The sequence below is a fragment of the Christiangramia aquimixticola genome (genome assembly GCF_048285835.1).
In the GTDB taxonomy this organism is placed as follows: domain Bacteria; phylum Bacteroidota; class Bacteroidia; order Flavobacteriales; family Flavobacteriaceae; genus Christiangramia; species Christiangramia aquimixticola.
Window position 1 is genome coordinate 134986 of sequence record NZ_JBLVTL010000005.1, and the last position, 24301, is coordinate 159286.

Here is a 24301-nt window from a genome sequence, read left to right on the forward strand (position 1 = left end):
TTTTCAACTCGAGGTGTTAAAATGAATATTATTTAATTACTTTAGCTTCACGGCAGAAAATGAGTCGTTTATAGATGTTCTTTTTTAAAATTTTAATTTTATGTAAGTTTTTACTGTCAATTTTTTGTTAAAACTATTAAGTCGACAATGAAGCGAATTTTAACAATTGTTAAACACATTACCCCTACTAATTATGAAATTGGAAGTATTAGTTATTGAAGATAATTTAGGAGATATTGAGTTAATTAAAGTTTATTTAGAGAATGATACAAAACAATTTCAGCTTACGGTGGCGCACACCTTTGCTGAAGCTAAAACATTAATAGAACAGAAACCTGAATTTTTTAATGTAATTCTGCTTGATCTTTCCCTACCCGATGGAAGTGGAAAGCTGATCATCGACAACATCCTCAAATTAACGCCAACCATTCCGGTAATCATCCTTACAGGTTTAAAAGACCAAAAGTTGAGCATCACTGCTCTTAATATGGGAATTTCTGATTATCTATTCAAAGATGAATTAAACTCTCTGCTATTAGGGAAAAGTATAATTCACAATATCGAGCGCAAGAAATTGATTAACGACCTTAAAGCAACTGAGGAAAAGTACAAACAATACTTCAGTCATAAAGATTCTCCTGTTTTTGTATGGGATAATGAGAAGGAAAAGATCATTGATTGTAACCCTGCAGCACTTGAACTTTACGGTTACACGCTATCAGAATTCTACCAAATGTCAGTTAAAGAGATTCACCCCCTGGGAGAAAACTTTCAGGAGGAAGATAATTTTTCTAATGACAGCACCAGAGTTTTAAAGCATAAAACAAAATCTGGCAAACATGTCTATATGACTTTAGCCGGATATTTGAGAAATTATAATGGTGCAAATACATCCCTTATCATCCTTAATGATGTAACCGAATTTTATGAAGAAGAAGATTCTGCTGAAGACAATTACTTTTTCTCGAAACTGTTTGTTGATAGCTCCATTCCTAAAATAATTCTTGAATGGGACAGCTTCCGCATCCTTGAAGCCAATAATAAAGCTTTATCCTTTTTAAACCTTGATCAGGAAAGTCTCAGGAATAAATCATTTTTAAATACCTTAAGTTTTAAACAACAGAATTTATTCAAGGTTAATTACAGCATGTTAAAGCAAGGCATGCTTAACGACGGGCTAACAGAAATTTTCAGTTATAACAACGGGGACGAAGCCAGCTTTTATAAACTCACTATAACCGATATTCACTATAAGAACCGGAAAAACATTTTAATAGAATTAAATCCTTACGGCAATATTGTGCAGGAAAAACAGATCTCCAGATTTGTAAATTAATTTCTTAACGAAGTCTATTTTATTAAAATTTAAAAACATTTTTTATGCTGGTGCTGCTTGTTGAAGACAATCCCGGAGATATATTTCTTACCGAAGAACTTTTTGAAGATTTAAACCTAAACGTTAGTCTTAAAATTCTTACAAATGGTGAAGAGGCGATCGAATATTTATCGAATTACCGAAACTGGACACCGGAGGAAGTTCCTTCTCTTATCATCCTGGATATTAACCTTCCCAGAAAAAATGGCCATCAGGTAAAAGAATTTATCAATACAAAAAAGGAATTAAGTAAAATACCGGTATTTATGGTAACTACTTCTTCTGCCCTTATGGATAAGAATAAGTGTCAAAATAACAAGGTAAATGCATTTTTCACCAAACCCATTGACCCTATAAGTTTTAAATCTGCCCTAATTGATCATCAAATTTCAGTTAATAGTTTATCTATATAAAATCCAGCTATGAATAATGCAGTGTTAGAAAAGGCTATCAGCCAGGAGGATGCAAGATTGAAAGCATTAGCTTCCTACAAGATCGTAGGAACACCACCAGAGGATGAATATGATGATTTAACCAGGCTTGCCGCTTTAATATGTGAGGCCCCTGCCAGTGTTATATCCCTTATCACCGAGGACCAACAGGTATTTAAATCTGTATATGGCATCGAGGGTTGCGGTATTTCCAGGGAAGAAGCCATATGCAATCACACGATTAAAAAACCCGGTGAAATTACCATAATAGAGGAAACGCGGCAACATCCGCTTACTCAGGATAATAATTTCGTGCATGATTCAGGGATTGTGTTTTATGCCGGTTACCCGCTGGTAGATGATGATGGTTATGCATTGGGAACCATTTGTGTAATCGATTGGAAAAAAAGAAGTATTTCAAAAGTTCAGAAAGAATCTTTAAGAAGTATTGCCAACCAGATCGTTCAGTTATTTAAATTGAGAAAAAAGAATGCTCAATCCAAGCTGGACCAGTTAAATCTTGCCTCCAAAGCAAAAAGATTTGAAAGCATTATCGAAGCCACCAACGTGGGAACCTGGGAGTGGCATATTAATACCGGTGAGGTAATAATAAATGAACGATATGCCAAAATGCTGGGATATGCTGTTAACGACCTTCTACCCTTTACATTTCAGGATGTCACCGACCTTATCCATCCGCAGGATGTTGACAACGTTGTTCATCATGCACAACGCTGTATGAACAAACAGGATAGTTTTTTTAATGCCCTGTTTCGGTTAAAGCATAAATCCGGAAAATGGATAACGGTTTATTCACACGGGAAGGTGCTGGAATGGAATGGTGATCAACCTGTAATTTTTTATGGTAGCCATACAGATGTCACCAAGGAACAAATCATCGAGTCCCAGTTAAATACCTTAAGTGAAAACCTTCCGGCAATTCTATATAAGTATCAGTTACTTCCTGATGGTACAGACAGATTTATTTATGCCAGTAAAAGTATAGAAGATGTATGGGAAGTTACCCGTGAGCAGGCCCTTGAAAACAGCGATCTATTATGGAATAAAGTATTTCCACAGGATGCAGAAAACTTAAAACAATCCATTCTGGAGTCAGCCAAAAATTTCAGCGTATGGATGTTTGAATGGAGAATGTTTAACAGTAAGGGAGAAATTAGGTGGAACCGGGGGAAAGCCCGTCCCACCCATGGGGATAAAGGCTCTATTATTTTTGATGGGATCATATTTGATGTTACCGATGAGAAAAAATTAGAGATCGAGCTGTATGAATCCAATAAAAAATTAAAAAATGCTCAGGAAATCTCTAATCTGGGTTATTGGGAACTTGATCTAACCAATTTGAACATGGCCTGGTCTGACCAGGTTTATCGGATCTTTGAAACTTCTGAAGCAGATTTCACTCCCAATCTAAAAAATATAGAACCTCTAATTCATCCTGAAGACCGGGATTATTTCAGAAAAGAATTATATAGTATCCAAAACGGATCTATTGAATTTAATTTTGAACATCGCATCTTATTAACAGATGGTTCAGAAAAATGGGTTAGACAGGTTGGAAAGGTAATTAATAACTATAAGGGTGAGTCAGCACTTCTGGAAGCAACCATTCAGGATATTACCAGCCAGAAGTTAACTTCACTGGAATTGAAAGAAACCCTGCAAAAGTACATTCATCTTGACAAAGCAACTTCCGACACCATGTGGGATTGGAGAATGACTGAAGATAGTTTGTACTGGAGTGAGAACTACACCAATAATTTTGGACACGAGATCGCGATAGATCCAACCGAAAATATGAGACTGTGGGAGGACCATATTCATCCCGAAGACAAGGAAGGTGTTTTAAATAGCTTTAGAAGTATTGCTAAAAATAAGGACTCCATCTGGATCAAAGAATACAGGTTCAAAAAAAAGAATGGTGAATATGCTTATATCCTGGATAAAGGATTTGTGATTCGTGATGAAAACCAGGCACCGGTAAGAGTTATTGGAGCCATGCAGGATCTTAGCGAGATCAAGAAAAAAGAACAACTTTTATTAGACCTTAATAAGGATCTGGAGAACAAAGCACGGGAACTTTCCAGTTCCAATGAAGAACTGGAGCAATTTGCCTATGTAGCTTCGCACGATCTCCAGGAACCCTTGAGAATGATCACCAGCTTTTTAAGTCTTTTGGAAACCAAATATGGAGATCAACTGGACGACAAGGCTAAAAAATACATCCACTTTGCTGTAGACGGCTCTAAAAGAATGAAAGAGATCATTCTGGACCTGCTGGATTATTCTACAATTAATAGATTGAGTGAGCAACCCCAGAACCTTGACCTCAATGATATTATTCAAGAAGTTCAGCTATTAAATAAGAAAAGGATACAGGAAACCAACGCTCAATTTCATGTCGAACCCCTTCCTACTATTACTGCTTACAGAACTCCAATTTTCAGGATTTTCTATAATCTTGTAAACAACGCTTTAAAATATCAAGTACAGGGTAATACCCCGGAAATAAGCATTTCTTACAAGGAAACTCCGCTATATTATATTTTCTCAGTAAAGGATAATGGAATTGGGATTGAGGCAGAATATTTTGAAAAGATCTTCGTGATCTTCCAGAGGTTGCATTTAAAAGATGAATATTCCGGAACCGGGATGGGGCTTGCCATCACCAAAAAATTCGTAGATTCTCTTAATGGAGAGATCGATATTGAAAGCACACCGGGAAAAGGATCTACCTTCAGGTTTTCCTTCTTAAAACAAACCGAGTAAAATCAAAAATTTATGCGAAAAGATAAATTTGAATATAAAATATTATTGATAGAAGACAACCCCGGGGATGTGCTTCTAATTGATGAATATCTTCATGATCAAATTATCAATCCGCAGATCTTACATGTAGCCACTTTTAATGCCGCCCGGGAATTATTAAGTGACCCTAATCTGGAACTGGATATAATCCTGTTGGACCTTTCCTTACCAGATAAAAAAGGAGAAGAACTAATAATCGAGATCCTGTCACTTAGCAACGACACTCCGGTTATTGTTTTAACGGGTTATACAGACATAGATTTTAGCATGAAGTCTCTGGAGCTGGGAGTTTCAGATTACCTTTTAAAAGATGTTTTAAATGGATTTACCCTTTATAAAAGCCTGATCCATAATATTGCTCGGAAACAGTTCATAGTAGCGCTACAAAATTCTGAAAAAAGGTATAATGACCTTTTCCATTTTAGTCCGCAGCCTATGATGGTCATAGAAAAAAGCACTTACAAGATACTGGATGTAAATGACGCAGCGATAAGGCATTATGAATTTAGCCATGAAGAATTTCTAAATTTTACTATTCTTGACCTATCTACATTTGCTTCCATTGAAAGAACTAAAGAAATTTTTCAGCAATTGGAGGCCTCTTTTTCTGGGTATCTGGGTGATTTTAAACACAGGAAAGCTAATAATTCCTGTATTGATGTGGAGCTGCACTTAAATCCGTTAGATTTTTCAGGTAGGCCCGCATTCATTCTTCAGGCAAATGATATCTCAGACCGTTTGCATCATATTAAAGCTATTGAACAACAAAATGAGAAATTATCAAATATCTCCTGGATGCAGTCACATGTGGTAAGAGCTCCGGTAGCTCGTTTGCTTGCACTCATTGAGCTTATCAAGGTCGAACAGGACGTGGCACCGGAAGAAATGAACCTTTATTTAAACGAAATAATTGAATCGGCCGAAGAATTAGACACTGTTATAAGAGAAATCTCCAACAAAGCGACAACCATCAATTTCATTAAAAATTAGAGTCAACTTGGAAATTATAATCATAGACGACGATAAAATAATAGCAATGATCCATCAAAAATTGCTAACCCTACAGGGAATATATAGCACCAGGATTTTCACCCAGGCTACTGAGGCATTTGAATACCTAAATGAATATGCTCACGATGTTGAAAAACAATTTTTGATCCTTCTTGACATTAACATGCCTTCCATGGATGGATGGGAATTCGCTAACAAGGCAGAAAAATTAAAGAATCTGGATAATTGTACCTTTTATTTTGTCACCTCCTCTGTCAACGAAAAAGACAGAATAAGAGCTAAAAAAATAAACCTCATTCAGGGGCTAATTGAAAAACCGCTTACTAAAAATAAGATGAAGACCTTAACCGATAAACTGGACAAGGTATTTCAATAAACGAAATGATGAATCCTTTCATTTTTACAAATAGTGATCGTTCTCTTAAAAGTTTAAGAAAGGGAATTGCATTGATAAAATTAAAGGGTTTAAACAACTATTTAATACTTACCGGGTGGATTAAGATCCTGGTATAAATGCAAAAACTCACAAACTTTTAAAGAATGAATATTACCGAATTCGAAAAACAGCGCCTCGACATTCTAAAGAATATCAACATTCACGATTCCAAAATCGAACAAGAATTAAATGAAATTACCAGCCTGGCAGCCAGAATATGCAATTCTCCCATTGCACTTATATCCTTCTGCGACGGGCAAAAGCATCACATTAAGGCAAATGTAGGTTTTAATAAAAAGGAACTCCCCCGGGATAAATCACTATGCTCCTTGGTTCTGGAAGCCGAGGAGAGATCTGTAATAATCCCCGATCTACAGGGAGATAAGGAATATGCATGGCATCCCTTTGTAAACGAATATCAAAAAATTGGTTTCTATGCAGGAATGGCTTTACAATCTAAAGAAGGATATGCTGTAGGGACATTATGTGTTATGGATTATGCTCCAAAGACCCTCTCTCCCATTCAACTTTCGGCTTTAAAAAATTTAAATGTTGAAGCTTCATTCATTCTCCAAAAGGAACTGGATAAAAACGGAAGTTTAAATTTAAAAGAAAATATTAGCAGCCCTGACCCTTCAATTCCCAATAATAATATTAAGGCAGCTTCAGAGAAGGCGGACATCTTTCAACATATGTTCAAATTTTCACTTATTCCAACTTTCATATATGATCTGGATTTAAACATTTTAGAGGCTAACGATTGTGCCCTTGATGAATTTGGTTATTCCCGGGAAGAACTCCAAAATATCAAAATCGCAGCTCTACATCCTGAAAAACAACTGGATAATTCTCTTCTAATTCTGGATAATCTTCCACTATTGAATACTATTAGTATTACTACTGAATTTAAGAGAAAAGACGGAAGTGTTTTTACTGCGGAAGCTACTCCGTGTAAATTCATGTTAGGGAATAAACCTCTAATTCACGTATTCATTAAGAATATAAGTTGCAGAGTTAAAATGGAAAAAGAGAATGCTTCTCTTGCCCAAATTCTCCAGCGAAGCCTTAATGAGATCTACATTTTTGATGTAAAGACCCTTAAATTCAATTACGTGAACCGGGGAGCCTTACATAATTTGGGATATTCTATGGAAGATGTAAGGGAGCTCACGCCCCTTGACCTTAAACCTGAATTTACGCCGGAAAAATTTCAGGACATTATCACCCCACTTCGCTCAGGTGAGAAAGAACTGGTAATATTTAATACCGTTCATAAACGTAAAGACGGAAGCCTTTATAATGTTGAAGTTCATTTACAAAAAATGGAATTTAAAGGTAAAGAGGTATTTACGGCCATTATTATTGATACCACTCTCAAGACCAAAAGTGCGCTGCAATTAAAGGAGTTGAATGAAAAAATAGTCAAAGCCAACAGCAGATTAAAATATTTTGCGGCATCTACAGCTCACGACCTTCAGGAACCACTAAGAATGATCTCAAGTTTTTCCAACCTGCTTCAAACCAGATATGAAACCGAACTTGATGAGAAAGCTCAAAAGTATCTTTACTATATCGTGGATGGTTCTACCAGAATGAAGAAATTAATTGAGAACATCCTTGAATATACTGAGGTAGAGGCTGAAGATTTCAAGAAGACACCGGTAAACGTAAATCTTGTTTGGGAACAGGTTCTGGAAGATCTTACAGCGGTAATAGTAGCCAAGAAAGCTTTGATTCGCCTGCCTCATGCGGAGATTTCAATTCCAAGTGATAAAGATTTGCTTTATAGAATTTTCCTCAACCTCATTGGTAATGGATTAAAATACCTACCCGAAGGTCGCATTCCGGAAATTAATATTACCGCTGAAGAACATACAGATTCCTGGAAATTTATAATCACAGATAATGGAATAGGAATTAAAAAAGAATACCATAAAAAGATCTTTGATCTTTTCACCAGGTTACACTCTAAAAGTGAGTACAGAGGAACAGGAATGGGCTTAGCCATAGTACACAGGATCGTTTCTTTACATAAAGGTGAAATTTGGGTAGAATCTGAGCCGGATAAAGGCAGTACTTTTTATCTTATGTTTCCAAAATAATCATTCTACCCTCCGGATGCTTTTCTTTTAATTTATAAAAGGGAAGCATCCGGTCTTATATATAATCATGCGTTTCACTTCGGCAAATTCTCCCGGGATTTTTATCTCTGTAGTGGCTTCTCTGGCTGTTTTTTTCTCTCCAAACTATCTATCACTTCTCCTCCATTTCTTAGTTGGAAACTTTTAATATCTATTCGTTAGATCCCTTTAAAAAATTGCGATTAGTTCCTACCTTTTCCGCTTAGGAAAACTGAAAAATATAATCCTTTAAAAGTTGTTTTTACTCCGACATAAAATGACGTTTAGGATTATTTAATTTGCATTCCAAGCATCGCATAAAATGAAAATATTACATACTGCCGACTGGCATATTGGAAAAAAGCTGCATAAACACGATCTGGCCCAGGATTTTGATCTATTTATTGACTGGCTGCTGAATCTAATCAAAACTGAAGGGATCGAGGTATTACTTATATCCGGTGATATTTTTGATTTGGCCAATCCGTCATCTGAAGCCCGCACCCAGTATTACCGCGCTTTAATAAAACTTCAGCAACTTAACTGCAAGATCATAGCCACGGGAGGGAATCATGATTCCCCGGCCATGCTGGATGCTCCAAAAGAGATCCTCAAGGCGCTGGATATGGATGTAATTGGCGGACTTCCGGAGAACCTGGAAGACTGTATCATTCCTATTACAAACACGAATGGGAATTGCGAATTATTGGTAGCTGCCATCCCGTATTTAAGAGATGCTGATCTACGGGCCGGGAATGGTGCCAGCACTTACGAAGACAGAGTTCGTGAAATAAGAGAAGGCATCAGGAATATTTTTAATAATGCGGCTGAGATATGTTCAAAGAACTTCCCTGGAATTCCGGTAGTGGGAATGGGCCATTTATATACTGCGGGCACTGAAACTTCAGATAGTGAACGCGATATACAAATAGGGAATCAGGCGGCTTTTCAGGCGGAACAGTTTGGAGAATATTACAATTATATCGCCCTTGGCCATATCCATAAACCGCAAAGAGTGAATGCGGGAATTCCGGTGTTTTACAGCGGCTCCCCTATTCCACTTTCCTTTAGTGAGAGAAAAGATGACAAACGGGTTTTGATCATAGATACCGAAGGTTCGTGGGAGCCGGAAAGCATAGCTATACCATCTTTTAGAAAACTGCTTAAACTCACCGGAAACCTTACCGAATTAAGAGATAATCTTGATGCTCTGGAACATTCTGAAACTCTTAATTCTCTTATAGAAATTGAATTGGTGGAAGAACAATACGATGCTCAAAAGATCTACCTGCTGGACGAGCTGGTGAACAATTTTAAAAAGCCCGGTTTTGAGATCGTTAAACAACGTGCCAGATTTAAAAATCAAATTCAGGGTTCGGCGGAGATATTTTCAGATAATCAGAATTTGGAAGACCTGAAACCCGGAGAGGTTTTTCGCGAGCTAATCGCTCCGCATGATTATGAAGAGGAAGAACGCAAAGAGATCCTCAGTGCTTTTGAGGAGATCCTGGCCGAAGTTCAAAGTTCAGAAAATTTAAACCTGTAGTTCATGAAGATTCTAAAAATAGAATTCGAAAATATAAATTCTCTAAAAGGTTCTCATGAAATAGATTTCACCCGAGATCCTTTTACCACTAACTCTTTATTCGCCATTACCGGTCCAACGGGCAGCGGAAAAAGCAGTATTCTGGATGTAATTTCCCTTGCCTTATTCGGGAAGATCCCGAGAATTCCGGGTTCCAGAATGATCTCAAAATCTGATATCGAAAAACTGGGAACCATACTTACCAGGAATCAGAAACAGGCCGTTGCCAGAGTTACCTACCAGTGTAACCAAGGAGTTTTTAGTTCGCAATGGAGCATTTCCACCAACAGGAATAATAAGCTGCGGGATTATGAGATGGAACTTAAAGACCATCAGGAAAATGCTTTGATAGATCTTAAAAAATCTGATGTTCCCGGCAGAAATGAAGAGCTTATCGGATTAAATTATGATCAGTTTATCAAAGCGGTGCTACTGGCTCAGGGTGAATTTGCGCAGTTTTTAAAGGCTAAAAAGGAAGACCGTGGAGAGCTACTGGAAAAGATCACCGGCACCGGGATCTACCGTCAACTTGGGATCAAAGCTTTTGAAAAAAATAAGCAGGCCAATCAACAGATCCAGGAACAGCAAAATGAGATCAGGATCATCCAGAATAAACTAATTGAAGAAGAAGATCTAAAAGAGCTACAGCTTTCTTTTGAAAAGAAAACAGAGAAGGGAAATCAGCTTCAGAAAGAGATAGATTCGCTTAAAAAACATATTGAGCTAAAACAAAATATAAGCAAGCAGCTGGCTGAAATTATCCGGCTGGAAAAACAAAAAACTCAGGCTCTTACTAATCTTGAGACTTTTGAAAATGAACACGGTGCACCTTTAAAAGCGCATGAAAAAGTGCAGGACCATGCCGAGCAGCTTCGAAACTGGAAACAGGCAGAGAAACAACTTGAAAAATATTCTTCTGAAGCAAAACAATTAGATCTAAACCTTGAAAAAAATTCAGAAAAAGTACAGGATTTAAAAAAGGAAATTAAGCAGCTAATCAAGGAAGATCCTGAAGATGCTAAAATTGAAGCTCAGTTAAATGCATTCCGGAATAAGGTGCTGCAGTTAAAAAATGAAAAGGACGCTAAAGGCAATGAATATGCCCTGAAGCGAAGTGAATTTTTAGCTGAAGTAAAGGAGCTGGATTTTAAATTAAATGAAAAGGAACCTGAAGAAAGTCTGTCTCAGCTCAAAATTTTAAAAACAGATCTAAGCACAAAATTGGCTGATCTTGCTTCTACTCTGGAGCTGCAGGAAAAGGATAATATACAGCATAAAACCCAGGCTTTTCAGCAAAAATTGAGAAGCACCCGGGAAGCAGCACGGGATTATTCCGCTATCGCGAAGTACAACAGGGACCTGAGTGAGCTTCAGGATAAAATTTCTAAAATCCAACCAGACATTGCAAAATTTCCGGAGCAAATAGAAGTTACCGGGAAACAGGTAGAGCATCTTAAAACTCAGCTGGAACTTCTCAATTCTAAAAAGAAGATCCAGATGCTGGAGGCAAGTCTGGAAGAACATCGCCATCAATTAAAAGACGGGGAAGCCTGTCCCCTATGTGGTGCATTATCACATCCTTATGCCGCTCACCTTCCTGAAAAGGACGATAGTCTGGAAGTAGAAATCGCTAATAAGGAAAAAGAACTGGAAACAGTTAAAGAGAATTGGAACAATCTGAAACTTAAGCTTCAGAATTTGAAGGAGCAGCTTCAGGAACTGCAGACTCAGAAGGAAAACACAGAAAAAAACTTAAGAGTGCTTAACTCCGGTTTTTCTGAAAAGTATTCTGATTTAGTGCTATTCAAAAGTGAGGAAAAATGGCAGAATGCCTGTGAAGTACTTGAAAACAAGATCGGGCAGCTTTCAGCATACGAAAAGGAGCAAAAACAACTACAATCTATTATTGCCGCAATTCCGTTGCTTAGAGATCTAATTCAGATCCTTAAGGAAGGAAAACGGTTAAAATCTGCCTTGCAAGAATTGTATGCCGGGGAGGATATTCAGGCAGATATTCAGCAGTTTCAAAATGCCTGGATCAGATTAATTGAAGAAAAGAAAAACATTTTTCAGAGTCAGACGAAACTAAAAGAGGATAAGAATTCAGTGCAGGAAACACTTAGCGAACTTACCAGGGAATTGACCAATAAGCTTAGCGATTCCGGATTCGGAGAAATCAGTCTTGCCTTTAATGCTCTTATCCCGGAACAGGAATGCAATCGGCTGCGGAGCCAAAGGCAACAAATTCAGAAAGAAATCGATAATTCCCAGGCTTCAATTCAGCTATTAAAAAACCAGTTAGAAGATCTTCAGAAACAGGACAGTGAAAAGGAACAAGAAAGTCTGGAAACCGAATTAAAAGCAGTTCAGGATAAAGCTGAAGTGCTTACCAAAGAGTGCAGGGAACTGGAAAGGCTTTTAAAGAACAATGCCGAGCATCTGGAAAGACTTAAAGAACTAAGAAACGAAATTGCCGAAAAGGAAAAGGAAACGCGAAGATGGAGGTTATTGAATGAACTCATTGGAGATTCCAAAGGAAAAAAGTTCAATGATTTTGCGCAGGATCTCACCCTTAGCCGACTGCTTAGCCTGGCGAATATCCGTTTAAAGGAGCTTAGTGACAGGTATCTTATTGCTAAACCGGAAGAAGAGGAAGATGACGGGCTTGTCGCTGTTGACGAACACATGGGCGGTCAACGCAGGTCTGTAAAAACCCTTTCTGGCGGTGAAACCTTCCTGCTAAGTTTGTCCATGGCGCTGGCATTATCTGATCTTGCTTCGAAAAGCGTGGAGATAAACAGTTTGTTTATTGATGAAGGATTTGGTACTCTTGATCCCGAAACTCTGGATCAAACTCTGGATACCCTGGAACGCCTGCAGGCCGAATCTTCTAAAACCATTGGGGTAATAAGTCATGTGGATTCCCTTAAAGAGCGGATCTCTACCCAAATTCAGCTCACCAGAAACGGACAGGGCTACAGCAGTTTGCAAATTAAATAGAATCAAAAAAGCCGGAATTCGTTCCGGCTTGTTTTTGGCTAATTCAATGATTAAATTAAAAATTAATTATTGAACAATAGTTTTATCAAATTTACTTTTCCATGCATACCTCCTTTTTTTAAGTTCCATATATATCTACGTCAAATTATAGACCAGAGTTTTAAGAGAATAGACGCTATTGGTTAAAATGTTGACGCTTTTGAGCTATTTTGGTTAAAATGCTATGAAAATCCGTTTTAAATAAGAAGCTTTCAGATTCCTGTTTCTCATTATCAGACTTTAGTTATCTTTAGGCAATAGAATACCATAAACCAGATCCATCTATGGAGAAAAAGATCTTAGTCCCTACCAACTTCAGCAAGCATTCCTGGAGCGCGCTTATTTTTGCCATGAAGTTGTACAAGAAATATCCCTGTACTTTTTACCTGATCAATGCATACACTTCCCGTGGCGGTTTAAGTGAAGCCATGTCCATGCACAAGGAAGATGATGAGGAGACCAATCAGTCGGTTTCTGAAAACGGTCTGGCCAGGATCATGCAGGGCCTTAGTTTTAGAAAGGAAAATCCCAAACATAGGTTTGAAAAGATCTCTTTTGACGGCAATCTGGTAGATGGTGTGGAAGAAAATGTAAAGAAACTGGGCATAGATATCATTATTCTGGGCTCTCCGGGAGATACTGCGGGCATTAATACTGCTGAAAATAATAAGATCTCCAAGATCACCGAAAATATTGAAGAATGTCCCGTGCTGGTTATTCCTGAAAAGTATGAAACAGCCATAGATCCAAATCTGGAGATCGTGTTTCCAACAAATCTGCGCATCCCCTTCAAACCCCGGGAACTGGAACCAATTATTGAACTGGCAGAGAATACAGATTGTTCGATTAGGATACTTTATATAAATACTGACAGCAAACCTTTAAACAAGGAGCAGGAAAAGAATAAGACTGAACTTATTAGTCATTTGTCTAAGGTGAATACCAGTTTCCATACCTTAACCAAAACTACTGCAACCACCGGAGTACATTTATTTATAGAAAGCAGGGAAAGTGATTTTCTGGCCTTGTATCAGCGTAAACAGGGATTTTTCTCCAGACTTTTCAATAAGGCTGCTATAGAAGATATTGATTTTGACCCGAAATTACCGGTAATGATCTTAAAGGAGATAAAATAACAAAGAGAACAAAAATGAATATTTCACATCGATTTGTTCTCTTTGAGTGTCAAATTCTCTACCCGGCATTATCCGAATAATCAACAGGTATATTCTCAGCCCAACTTAATGCAGCACCCTGATAGACAATTTAAAGATACGGAATAATTGTTTGATATAAAGCTACTTATAAGTTAAAGTTTACCAGTAGGATTCAGATTTTTATATCCTAATACTTTACTAGTTAGACTTTTTAAATATCTGTATTTTGCGATCGCCTTTAGGTGGCATGCAGGTCTCTCTCTATTTAAATAACCAATTTTACACCCAAACGTTAATCAGCCATATCGATACGTTTACTAATTCAGTATTCTTTTAATAGTAACAAGGTTTAGCTTTACTGAGAGACCCAAACATACTATGAAAGACTTACAAGCTAATTACTCGGCAATAGCCGATGAAATTAGATATTACCATAGCCAAATCCTTCAGCAAGCCAATCGAAATTCCCGGGTAAAGGAAATCTATAAAGGCACTCACGTTTTGTTCAGTCCACTCCTTTATCAACCAGAATTTCTATTAATTGGCTTCAATCCCGGTGGTGGTTATTATAAATGGCATGGTAAGATCGTTGAGAATTTTGAGCCAATGCAAGCTCTGGAGTACTATCTCAACAAACATAGATTGGGGGAACAAACGAAAGGCCTTTTTGCAATGGCAGGGCGAACACAAGACCTTGAAAGATCCACGGTGAAAATAAATTTCTATCCCTGGGCGACAGATAATATTGCCGATTTTAAGGAATTAATGAAACTACTCCCTTCAGATCTAAGTTCTAAACTTTTTCATTTATCCAGAGTCTGGACAAAAACCATAATAGAGCTTTTTCAACCTAAAACAATTATATGTGAGGGCTTTAAAGCCTTTGAGGAAGTGCAGGTACTATTTCCTAATAAAATTGAAGCCAGCACGGAAGAGAATTTTAGGTCATTTCAAACTTCAAGTGGATTAAGGATTATTGGATATAAGAGAAATCAAGGAAGTATTTTAAATAAAGAAGTAATCTCAGAACTTAATCAATTTAAATTTTTACAACTATAATCAATAATTAATACGAAATGAATTTACCATTATTTATTCCAATTATTTGGGGGGCAGCCATTGGAGCTGTTGCTATTTTAGGACTAGGAAGTTATAAACTTTTTAGTGATGATCCATCAAGAAACAAGTTGGGTTTATTAGGAATGCAAGCCTCTGGGAAAACAAAGTTTCTATGCTATTTAAGAAATAAGGTTTATGTACCGAAATCTACAGAAATTGAACCCTTCGATCCATTTGAATATGATAATGCCGGTAATAAAATTTATATAGATGCCGGTTTAGATATTGGAGGCGGTGATCTTTATAGAAGTGAATATAACCGCATAATTAAAAATTCTGATGTAATCTTCTATTTTTTTGATATTTCAAAATACTTGAACGATAAAAATCAAGGTGGTATAGGATATAGAAGAGCCAGTAATAGTAGATTGGAGCATATAAAATCAACTGCCTCAAATATGGATATTCAAATTGTCATAGTAGGTACGCATATAGATTTATACTCTAAAGGCAAGGCAAAGGCTAAATCTGAATTTTTAAAATTAAATGAAAGTAAATCTTACTATTCTATTCTAAGGAAAATTGAACTCATTAATTTAAATGATGAGAAGGAACTTCGAAATTTCACAAAAAAAGTATTTAAATAATAAGTGGTATGAAAAGGATATTAATTTCTCAAAGTGAGAAAAATGACGGCACCGATTACGTCGTAGTTGATGGAAAGCTGATAAAGGACCAAGATTTACGATTACAGTACCATAAGGAATTAAGAAGATCTATAGAATGGAACCTAAATTACAAGGATGATTTTCTAGAACTCAAGAGTTTTAAAAATCAGATTTTACTTAAATCTCAGTATTTAAGTAAAGACGATGTAAATAGGAATATCTACTACACATATCTAATTGAGAATAATGAAAATTTTGAAACCGTTATTCGCTATTTAGAAAAAGACTCCCTAAGTATAAACAGGACAATTGATAGGGAGAAAACCCTAGAAATCATAAATAAGTTCAAATCGGAAAAGAAGTTAAAATCAAACTTTAAACTAATACTTATAGCACTAACTGCAATAGGGATAAGCACCTTAATTATAAACGCATTAAAGCATTAACATGGCAAACAACCCACAAGTAGTAATTTTTCAAGAAGATGAGAAAGCATTAAATTATCGTTACAAACTGGACTATCCAACTGGCCCAAATATATTGGTGAAATCTTTAGAGCATGATTATGAAGAGTTTAAAGAAAAAAATAAAATAATCAGTAATAATAGAGTAAATGATAAGACCGTATATTTTCTGCATCCGTATAAGGACAACGTTTATGTGGATGAAAGTATAGGTGAAAATTATTTTCTTGAAGAAAAATTAGAACTTTATAAAAGGGCTGCATCTTTATTGGGAGCTAAAAGTATTTCTACAAAAGTTTCTTTGATGGAAAGACAATCGATAACCACAGATGCCAATGGAGAAGTCAATTATAATGCAATTAAACTGGAAGCGGGGTCGAAAAGTAAAATAGAAAATAATTATAAAAATTCCCTTGAAATCTTTGAGGAATTTGAAACTCAAGATAATTTTAATAAGGAGAGGAATATAGATGATTTATATAAATTTATTGAGACTAACAATTTAGACCACGAATTAGGTTTGGTTACCTTAATTGAAAGAAGAGATTCGCGACAATCTGGGACATTGCTAACCAAACGTACCGTCAAATCTGAAATTACTTCTGAATATAACAATCTTTTAGAAGTTTCTGCAAAATTGAACTCTCCTGTATTCAGCGTTTCTGGAGGATATAAAAGAAAACTTCAAGAGGTTAACACCTTAATGGTGGATATTGAATTTATTTTTTAAACTTTTTAAATGATTGACCCAAACCGCCCCTACCACCGTCACGAAATTGACTTATTATTCACCAAGGTAAAAGCCCAAATGCATCAAAAAGCTTTGGAAAGAGGTGGAGACGGAAGAGCACTTTATACCGATTGCTACACAGGAGAAATCCTGCGTGGTGGCGATCGGTATGATTATGAGCACATTAGATCTTCTGAAGCCATATTTATGGAATATCGTAATCGATTAACAAATTCTGAAATTGCAGAGGTAGTAAATTGCCATGAAAATGTAGCCGTTACTCTACGAACCATTAATCAATCCAAGGGAAAAATGAGATTAGAAGATTGGCTTTCGAAACCTAGCATTATTGCTAATCACAAAATAAACGTCACTCTAACTAAAAATGCTGCTGCTAAAGCTGATAAAGGCATTGCTCAAAAAGCCAATGCAATATTAGCAACGAAAAATCAAATTGCTTGATGTAAAAACAATTTTCCAGCCCGTATCTGTCTGGATTAACCTATCATGCTTATCCTAAAATTTATAAGAAAAATTGATTCCAAATTCACCTAAACTTTGTTTTAATCTTTAAAGATTTAAACCCTCTATAATTTTTCTACAATCTTCTGGAATCCAGATTATCATTTATATATTTTCAAATACTTTGATTTTCATTAGATTTGAATACTTCAATTTTTGAATGTGTTTTATCCTCTTAAACAATGGATGACCAAATAATTTCTGATTACTTATACTACTTTAAAAAATTAAAACGGGGAGTGAGTCGCGGTTTAGGAAAAGCACCTCATAAACCAGTATTATTGCTTAGTATAATAAGTCTGATAAGAAAGCAACAAATAACCAATAATAGAATTTTTATCACAGCAGAACTTGTTCTGGAATTTAGAGATATTTGGAAAAAGTTAGTTCATACAAAACATACTGAAAATTTTGCACTTCCGTATTTTCATATGCGCTCCGAACCGTTTTGGTATATAGTAGAAAAACCGGGTAAAAATTTAATCCTAACTAAATCAAAAAGTATAAAGAGCTTTAGAAATTTAAAGGAAAATGTTGCATTTGCTGAAATAAACAAAGATCTCTTCTATCTTCTAACTCAATCGCATACCAGCAAAATTCTCGAGACAGCTCTTTTAGAAAATTATTTCCCTACTAAATATCAAGATTTTTGGGAAAATAATATAAATCTCGAAGAATCTAGGATCGAATATGAAATCGAAAATACAGATAGCAAAGAATATCGAGAAAAATTGGTAGCTCTTAAAAACACCTTGAATGAAGAGCAATTTGATGAGGAAATTTTTGTTCGTGGTGGTTTATTTAAAAAAACCGTACCTAAAATCTATGATTATTCATGTTCCATTTCCGGAATGAAAATTACCTCTACGCATAACGTACAAATGGTAGATGCATGCCATATTTATCCTTTCAGTCTTTCCAATGATGACACTGTCCCCAATGGGATTGCCCTTTCCCCCAACCTTCATAGAGCTTTTGACCGTGGATTGATTACAATTAACGATAATTACATTGTAAGGGTCTCCCCTTCTATTTCTGAAAATGAATCTGTATTCTCCTTATCACAGTTCGAAGGAAAACAAATTGCTTTACCCGAGAAATCATCATGGTATCCGTCGGTCGAATACTTAAGCTGGCATAATAAAGAAGTGTTTATTTTATAGAATTCAATAGAGGATTAATTGAAGTATTATCCAGTCTTTTAAGACTAAGTTGTTATACTATTCTAAACCGAATCAGTAGTAAATTTTCAAACCAACTTCCCATAAACTTCCGTATTAAAATGCCCTTTTAAAAACTGAGCTGCAGGAAGCTGGCTTTGCAAAATGATCCCGCGAGGAGCATTTTCTAGAAGGTAAAATGCAGATTGTAATAAGGGAGCGGCGGTGGTGGTTTGAATGGCTCTTAGCAGATGTTTGCCCACCTTTTGCGGTAAGATGGTCCTGGAGATTTCCAGTTTCCGGAGAGTGCCTTTAGCATCCTTCCCTTCTACCGAGGCATATAGAACGATCTGGTCTTCCTCAATATGAGGAATAACCTCCTCCATTTTGGATTGTAGGCTACTTATGGCCTCTGCAGTGTTTTTGAAAGAACTTAGCTGTGAATCTACCCAGGCATAGTGACCCGGGAACCTCAGGGTCTTATAGTCCAGAGACCTCAGCTTATTTTCCAGGCTTTTGGGAAGGTCGGCAGCGCCACCCGAGGTAAGATCTTCTTCATAAGTGATTCCATCTATGATGATTTTTGCCCTTTCAGACAATGCCCGCAATTTAGTTTCCTTGAAATCGCGTACCACGATCGCTTCCTTAAGATATTCGGTAGCCACTCCCACCGGACTCCAGGTAAATCCATAATAATGAGGCGCCACCGCATGCCGTGTGAGCGCTCCAACTTTAAGCTCTAGCTTATCTGCTTTAGTTACCTGATAGACCTCACAAAACTGCTGGAATAAATAATGCCCTAAAACATCAATCAAGCCTGGCGCAAGTCCGGTCTGCAAAACAAAACCTGTATCAGCATCCCTTGCCATTTCGATGATTTCATCGGTCTCGGCAACATATTCGGTGAGGTTGGCATAGTGAAGGCCATATTCCCTGGCGAGACGGGCCATCTTTGGTGCCAGACTACCCGGCAGACAATCCAGCAGAATATCGGCTTTTTTCAATATTCTTCCTGTCTTTTCACTTATTTCATCATCCCTCAATTCAAAAGTTTCGATCTGAATACTTTTAGAAATCCCCTCCGTGATCCACTTCGCCATCTTATCGGCATTTATCAAGCTTCGGTTTCCTATATATAACCTGGGAGGAATATCGCTGAATTCCATCAGCATTAATCCGGCAGCCCGGGCTATCCCTCCGGCACCTGCAATTATTATATCGTATTGCCTTGTCATACTTAAAGTTAAGTCATTTTTTGATTCAATTGAACCAATAGAATGACCTAATAAAAGCTCTGCTCTAAGTTTTACCTAAAAACTTTATTGAGAGAATCCACCATAATTCAGAATCACCCGGTTTTATTTTATTTTTTTCAGATCCTACAGTTAGATTTATAAAACAAAAACCCCTATCCTTACGGTCAAGCATATAATTTTATATTTGGAAGTAGTTTCTCAAATCACCTTTTAATTGTAGTTTTATTTTATGATAAAAGCCGTTATCATTGACGATGAAGTCAATGCTCAAAACTTACTGGAAAAAACCCTATTAAGGTATTTCCCAAATAAATTCAATATAGTTGCGAAATGTGGATCTGTAGATGCCGGGGTCGAAGCCATAAAAAACCACGAACCCGAGCTGGTATTTCTCGATATTCAGATGCCCGAAAAAAACGGGTTTGATCTGTTTCAGGATTTCAAGGTGATCAATTTCGAAGTAATATTTATTACCGCTTATAATCAATTTGCCATCAAGGCGATCAAACGCAGTGCTCTCGATTATTTATTGAAACCCATTAATCATGTGGATCTCGCTGATGCCATAAAAAGATTTGAATCAAAAAATGAAGGTAATTTTGCTCAAAAGAAATTGTCCTTATTACTGGAAAATCTAAATGTAAACGATCAGAATGTTAGTAAGCTGGCGTTTTCTACGGTAGAAGGTTTTGAGCTGGTTCATTCCAATCAGATTCTTTATTGCAAGGCAGAAAGCAATTATTGCTGCATTAAAAAGATCGGGGGGAAAACTAAAACCGCTACCAAAACGCTTAAATATGTGGAAGACCTGCTTCCGGTGAATTCATTTAAACGCATTCATAAAAGCTATGTGATCAATTTGAATTATGTGGTAAGATATCACAAGGCTAATAAGGAAGTTGAATTAACAAACGGTGAGAAACTTCCTGTTTCTTTTCGCAAAGAAGAAGATTTTATAAATGCCATCCTTCAGAATAAATAAGCTTTTTCTTCTTTTAATAATCTGGGTTAATATAGGTCTGGCTCAAAATTTCCCCGGAAGAAATTATACTTCGTCCAGCGAATTACCTAACAATACGGTTAGATCCTTATTGGTAGATAGTCAAAACAGCCTGTGGATAGGGACAGAAAATGGGGTGGTAAAAAAGGAAAACGACGTCTTTAAATACTTTTTCGAAGAAGTCGGATTGGCTCAAAACAGCACCTGGGCAATTGAAGAAGATACTAACGCTAATCTTTGGTTTGGGAGCTATGGGGAAGGGCTTAGTATTTTTGACGGATCCAACTTTAAAGTGGTCTCTAAGCAGGACGGTTTAATTCATAACGAAATCACCCGACTGTTTCCGTATCAGGAGAAAATGTTCGTGGGGACCAGTAACGGGGTTTCTGTGGTCGATATCAATACCTTTGAGGCAACTTCTTTCAGCATACCGGATACCGAAAATCTATTCAGAGTGCAGGATTTTTTCTTGTATCAGGATAATGTTTACGTGGCAACTTATAATTCTGGTGTATTTAAAATCTCCGACTCCAATGATCCCAGCTCCCTTATAAAAGTAAATAAGCAGACAAATATATATTCTGTAATAGTCGAAAAGGATAGCATCTACAGCTGTAATAAAGGCTTTATAACTAAAGGAAAACTTGAAGATTTTGTATCCCAAAAACCTCCCCCTCATAAATTAGGACACTCTATAGTCTGGGATCATGTTACTACTATAGACCAAAAAAAGTATGTGGCGGCCTGGGGCATTTTTGAACCTTCAGGTGGAATCTTTGAACTCAATAATGACCGGTTAATTTCTAAAGCTTCAGAATTCAATATTTCGAGCAAGGAGGTGATCTCACTGGCTTATGATGAAAATTTTGAAAGGCTCTACGTGGGGACAAAAGATGCAGGTTTATATGAGGTTAGTTTAAATCCGCAGATCAAATTTGAGCAGCTTCAGAGGAAATCGGTAACCGGGTTTGCTAAAACTAAAAATGCTTCAGCTATTTTATTAAACGATGGTGTCATTATAAAAGGCAAAACTGAGGCGACCATAGATCTAATTCAGCTAAAAAGCTGGCAGGAAGAATATGTACTATCCACTCACCTGCCCTTACCTAAACATGAAGATTCCTACTATGAACTGGATTATAATACCGGAGCCGGAGATATAAAATTCTACGACATCAAATCTTCTGAAGGGATTTTTTGGATAAATACCAATATTGGGATTTATGCCATTCAGCCTTCAGGAAAACTGGAGCGGTATTTACCCATACATTCTGAAGAGATCAATTTTACTAATTCAGGAAAACTCATAGAAACCAATCCTTACGGAGGCGTAAGGATCTATGATGATCTGGATAATTTCAGCTTTACTCATTATAAGCAGGAAGCCTCACATACCCCTACTATGGTGGTCAACAGCTTGAGAACAGACGATAAAACCTATTTGCTGTCAGTTTTTTCAGGACTTTACTCCTGGGATGGCGAAAAATTCACCTCATACCTGCATAAAGACATCTGGAAAGAAAAAAAGTTAAGACATATCACCACTTTAGGTAATCAGCTTGCCATCTCAAATGAATTTGGTGATGTATTCGTAATTGAAGATAAACCGGTTTTTAAGATCTTACAAAAGATTCCCAGAGCTCAGATAAAAGGTAATACCATAGCCTTTTTAAAAGAATATAAGGGTAGCTTAATTATTGGAACCGAAAGGGGTTTAAACCATTTTACTGAAAACCGTTTGGTCTTTCTGGATGAAGAACAGGGCCTGAAGCAACCTTTATTTACGGCAGAAATTTTCCACGATACGCTACGCGTGGGCAGCGAAAATGGATTTTACAATATTGATCTAAAAGCAGTAAGCGAGTTAGAACCGAAGATAAACTCATTGAAACTTGAAGAGACCTTAATTAATAATCAGCCGATTCCCCATGAGGAATTTTCAGATAAAGCGGTGCTACATTTAGCTCATAATGAGAATACCGTATTATTAAAATTCAGCACCAACGCTCATCCCTTTCCTAAGAAATTAGATTATCAATACCGATTGAATAAAATTGAAGAATGGAGTTTACCCAGCCCTAATTCTGAAATATTCTTACCGTTTTTATCGGCAGGAGATTATGAGGTAGCGGTAAAAGTTACCGATAATAGCACCGGATTAGTTCACAACCAGAAACTTATCAAATTAACGGTATCCCCACCCTACTGGAAAACCTGGTGGTTTATTTCACTCATATTCTTAATTATATTATTGCTGATCTTCGGAATCTATCGTTTTCAGATAGGTCAAACCAGAAAATTTGAAGCTCAAAAAAGTTTGATCCAGAAACGATTCGAAGAGACAAAAATGGAAGCCCTACTGGCACAGATGAATCCGCATTTTATTTTTAATGCCATGAATTCCATTCAAAATTATATCCTTGACAGTGATATTGAGAAAGCTACCATTTTCCTGGGAGATTTTGCAAAATTGATAAGGCTGAATCTGGATCACTGTACCAAACCACACATTTTACTGGTAGAGGAAATCGAATATCTGGAGTCTTATATCCGGGTTGAAAATACCCGATTTGGTAATAAAATTGAAGTTAAGATCGAAACAGATCCCGCGATTGACTTATACGAGGTGGAAATCCCAACAATGTTGCTGCAAACCTTTGTTGAAAATGTATTTGTCCATGCTTTTCCCGCTACTATCAAAGATCCAACTCTTGTAATTTCTTTTGAATTAATAGAGGACCAATTAATGCAATGTATAATTAAGGATAATGGGATTGGGTTTTCCTCTCAATCCAATAATAAACTACACGAATCAAAAGGAGTAAACCTGGTTGAAGAGCGGCTGGCCCTGTTGGGATATGCGGATGCAATTCAAATTAATTCAGGAATAAATAAGGGCACCACGGTTATCATAACTTTAGAGATATAACGATTAATTATAAAATCCATACGTTTACTAATCCATTATTATATTTTCAGATTTAAGATTAACTTTATCATAAATTAGGTCAACAGGCAGCTGATCTAAATTGCTCAAAATTTTAAATTATAAGTAGGGTTGTGATTTATTTTTCAGAGTAATTTTTTGCTGTCATCTCTAATCTATAAGGCAACATATCGTACTTAACAGTCGAATTGTTTACAACCACCAATCGTCATTTGATAGTTGGTGGTTTTTTTATTGGGCGAATAATTTACAAATTGTCTCTACCCAATCCTCTTTTTTAATCTTACCATAGCCTAATGATAATGCTCATAGCATTAAGGTCGTGGATATTTAGCTTTACCCACATTAAAGAGCTGCCCTACACTTAAGTCAAAATATTTTGGAAGACGGGTTATCCTGGCAGTTTGACAGCTACATTAGAATTTAACGAATACTTCCAAGGGAAAGAGTATTCTCCTATTTACTGACATAAAATTTATTGAAATTCGAATCGAACAATAACTAAAGTGCTAATA

The 24301-nt window shown here is 36.6% G+C and carries 18 protein-coding genes; 17 read left to right on the forward strand and 1 reads right to left on the reverse strand.

Annotated elements, in window-relative coordinates; all coding sequences use genetic code 11:
- The first annotated feature begins 193 nt into the window (after nt 1–193).
- The 15 genes from ACNKXV_RS11525 to ACNKXV_RS11595 all read left to right on the forward strand — a co-directional run bounded on the left by ACNKXV_RS11525 (nt 194) and on the right by ACNKXV_RS11595 (nt 18586).
- On the forward strand, nt 194–1336 hold the full coding sequence (locus ACNKXV_RS11525) for a response regulator (protein ID WP_417907884.1): 1143 nt from the start codon (nt 194–196) through the stop codon (nt 1334–1336).
- Between the two features lie 44 nt (nt 1337–1380).
- The gene (locus tag ACNKXV_RS11530; protein ID WP_417907885.1) at nt 1381–1788 is read left to right on the forward strand and encodes a response regulator; all 408 of its coding nucleotides are present in this window, start codon (nt 1381–1383) and stop codon (nt 1786–1788) included.
- A gap of 9 nt (nt 1789–1797) precedes the next feature.
- On the forward strand, nt 1798–4593 hold the full coding sequence (locus ACNKXV_RS11535) for a PAS domain-containing protein (RefSeq protein ID WP_417907886.1): 2796 nt from the start codon (nt 1798–1800) through the stop codon (nt 4591–4593).
- A 12-nt stretch (nt 4594–4605) separates the two neighbouring features.
- On the forward strand, nt 4606–5622 hold the full coding sequence (locus ACNKXV_RS11540) for a response regulator (protein ID WP_417907887.1): 1017 nt from the start codon (nt 4606–4608) through the stop codon (nt 5620–5622).
- Between the two features lie 7 nt (nt 5623–5629).
- Nucleotides 5630–6019: a response regulator gene (locus ACNKXV_RS11545; protein ID WP_417907888.1), complete on the forward strand. Its 390-nt coding sequence runs from the start codon at nt 5630–5632 to the stop codon at nt 6017–6019.
- Nucleotides 6020–6183: 164 nt separating this feature from the next.
- Nucleotides 6184–8181, forward strand: a complete 1998-nt coding sequence (locus tag ACNKXV_RS11550; RefSeq protein WP_417907889.1) for a PAS domain S-box protein — start codon at nt 6184–6186, stop codon at nt 8179–8181.
- A 340-nt stretch (nt 8182–8521) separates the two neighbouring features.
- Nucleotides 8522–9745, forward strand: coding sequence for an exonuclease SbcCD subunit D C-terminal domain-containing protein (locus ACNKXV_RS11555; protein WP_417907890.1), 1224 nt, complete (start codon nt 8522–8524; stop codon nt 9743–9745).
- A gap of 3 nt (nt 9746–9748) precedes the next feature.
- The gene (locus tag ACNKXV_RS11560) at nt 9749–12784 is read left to right on the forward strand and encodes an AAA family ATPase (protein ID WP_417907891.1); all 3036 of its coding nucleotides are present in this window, start codon (nt 9749–9751) and stop codon (nt 12782–12784) included.
- A gap of 323 nt (nt 12785–13107) precedes the next feature.
- The gene (locus ACNKXV_RS11565; RefSeq protein ID WP_417907892.1) at nt 13108–13959 is read left to right on the forward strand and encodes a universal stress protein; all 852 of its coding nucleotides are present in this window, start codon (nt 13108–13110) and stop codon (nt 13957–13959) included.
- A 399-nt stretch (nt 13960–14358) separates the two neighbouring features.
- Entirely contained in the window at nt 14359–15039 is a 681-nt protein-coding gene (locus ACNKXV_RS11570) for a hypothetical protein (RefSeq protein ID WP_417907893.1), read from the forward strand.
- Nucleotides 15040–15056: 17 nt separating this feature from the next.
- Nucleotides 15057–15686 carry a GTPase domain-containing protein gene (locus ACNKXV_RS11575; protein ID WP_417907894.1) on the forward strand — a complete coding sequence of 210 codons (630 nt, stop codon included), beginning with the start codon at nt 15057–15059 and terminating at the stop codon, nt 15684–15686.
- Nucleotides 15687–15694: 8 nt separating this feature from the next.
- Nucleotides 15695–16153, forward strand: coding sequence for a hypothetical protein (locus tag ACNKXV_RS11580; RefSeq protein ID WP_417907895.1), 459 nt, complete (start codon nt 15695–15697; stop codon nt 16151–16153).
- Between the two features lies 1 nt (nt 16154).
- Nucleotides 16155–16901, forward strand: coding sequence for a hypothetical protein (locus ACNKXV_RS11585; RefSeq protein ID WP_417907896.1), 747 nt, complete (start codon nt 16155–16157; stop codon nt 16899–16901).
- A gap of 9 nt (nt 16902–16910) precedes the next feature.
- A complete protein-coding gene (locus ACNKXV_RS11590; RefSeq protein WP_417907897.1) occupies nt 16911–17363 on the forward strand; it encodes a hypothetical protein in 453 nt (150 codons plus the stop codon).
- 242 nt (nt 17364–17605) lie between these two features.
- On the forward strand, nt 17606–18586 hold the full coding sequence (locus tag ACNKXV_RS11595) for an HNH endonuclease (protein WP_417907898.1): 981 nt from the start codon (nt 17606–17608) through the stop codon (nt 18584–18586).
- A gap of 86 nt (nt 18587–18672) precedes the next feature.
- Here ACNKXV_RS11595 and ACNKXV_RS11600 read toward each other — a convergent pair whose 3' ends face one another.
- Nucleotides 18673–19818, reverse strand: coding sequence for a saccharopine dehydrogenase family protein (locus tag ACNKXV_RS11600; protein ID WP_417907899.1), 1146 nt, complete (start codon nt 19816–19818; stop codon nt 18673–18675).
- A 250-nt stretch (nt 19819–20068) separates the two neighbouring features.
- Here ACNKXV_RS11600 and ACNKXV_RS11605 point away from each other — a divergent pair, with 250 nt between their 5' ends.
- Nucleotides 20069–20821, forward strand: a complete 753-nt coding sequence (locus ACNKXV_RS11605) for a LytR/AlgR family response regulator transcription factor (RefSeq protein ID WP_417907900.1) — start codon at nt 20069–20071, stop codon at nt 20819–20821.
- Nucleotides 20799–23768: a sensor histidine kinase gene (locus ACNKXV_RS11610; RefSeq protein WP_417907901.1), complete on the forward strand. Its 2970-nt coding sequence runs from the start codon at nt 20799–20801 to the stop codon at nt 23766–23768. The genes ACNKXV_RS11605 and ACNKXV_RS11610 overlap by 23 nt, the downstream gene beginning before the upstream one ends.
- The last annotated feature ends 533 nt before the right edge of the window (nt 23769–24301 follow it).

What these genes read in the sequence shown, in the direction of transcription:
- ACNKXV_RS11525 (WP_417907884.1), top strand. Translation starts at nt 194, where the DNA reads ATGAAATTGGAAGTATTAGTTATTGAAGATAATTTAGGAGATATTGAG.
- ACNKXV_RS11530 (WP_417907885.1), top strand. Translation starts at nt 1,381, where the DNA reads ATGCTGGTGCTGCTTGTTGAAGACAATCCCGGAGATATATTTCTTACC.
- ACNKXV_RS11535 (WP_417907886.1), top strand. Translation starts at nt 1,798, where the DNA reads ATGAATAATGCAGTGTTAGAAAAGGCTATCAGCCAGGAGGATGCAAGA.
- ACNKXV_RS11540 (WP_417907887.1), top strand. Translation starts at nt 4,606, where the DNA reads ATGCGAAAAGATAAATTTGAATATAAAATATTATTGATAGAAGACAAC.
- ACNKXV_RS11550 (WP_417907889.1), top strand. Translation starts at nt 6,184, where the DNA reads ATGAATATTACCGAATTCGAAAAACAGCGCCTCGACATTCTAAAGAAT.
- ACNKXV_RS11555 (WP_417907890.1), top strand. Translation starts at nt 8,522, where the DNA reads ATGAAAATATTACATACTGCCGACTGGCATATTGGAAAAAAGCTGCAT.
- ACNKXV_RS11560 (WP_417907891.1), top strand. Translation starts at nt 9,749, where the DNA reads ATGAAGATTCTAAAAATAGAATTCGAAAATATAAATTCTCTAAAAGGT.
- ACNKXV_RS11565 (WP_417907892.1), top strand. Translation starts at nt 13,108, where the DNA reads ATGGAGAAAAAGATCTTAGTCCCTACCAACTTCAGCAAGCATTCCTGG.
- ACNKXV_RS11570 (WP_417907893.1), top strand. Translation starts at nt 14,359, where the DNA reads ATGAAAGACTTACAAGCTAATTACTCGGCAATAGCCGATGAAATTAGA.
- ACNKXV_RS11575 (WP_417907894.1), top strand. Translation starts at nt 15,057, where the DNA reads ATGAATTTACCATTATTTATTCCAATTATTTGGGGGGCAGCCATTGGA.
- ACNKXV_RS11580 (WP_417907895.1), top strand. Translation starts at nt 15,695, where the DNA reads ATGAAAAGGATATTAATTTCTCAAAGTGAGAAAAATGACGGCACCGAT.
- ACNKXV_RS11585 (WP_417907896.1), top strand. Translation starts at nt 16,155, where the DNA reads ATGGCAAACAACCCACAAGTAGTAATTTTTCAAGAAGATGAGAAAGCA.
- ACNKXV_RS11590 (WP_417907897.1), top strand. Translation starts at nt 16,911, where the DNA reads ATGATTGACCCAAACCGCCCCTACCACCGTCACGAAATTGACTTATTA.
- ACNKXV_RS11595 (WP_417907898.1), top strand. Translation starts at nt 17,606, where the DNA reads ATGGATGACCAAATAATTTCTGATTACTTATACTACTTTAAAAAATTA.
- ACNKXV_RS11600 (WP_417907899.1), bottom strand. Translation starts at nt 19,818, where the DNA reads ATGACAAGGCAATACGATATAATAATTGCAGGTGCCGGAGGGATAGCC.
- ACNKXV_RS11605 (WP_417907900.1), top strand. Translation starts at nt 20,069, where the DNA reads ATGATAAAAGCCGTTATCATTGACGATGAAGTCAATGCTCAAAACTTA.
- ACNKXV_RS11610 (WP_417907901.1), top strand. Translation starts at nt 20,799, where the DNA reads ATGCCATCCTTCAGAATAAATAAGCTTTTTCTTCTTTTAATAATCTGG.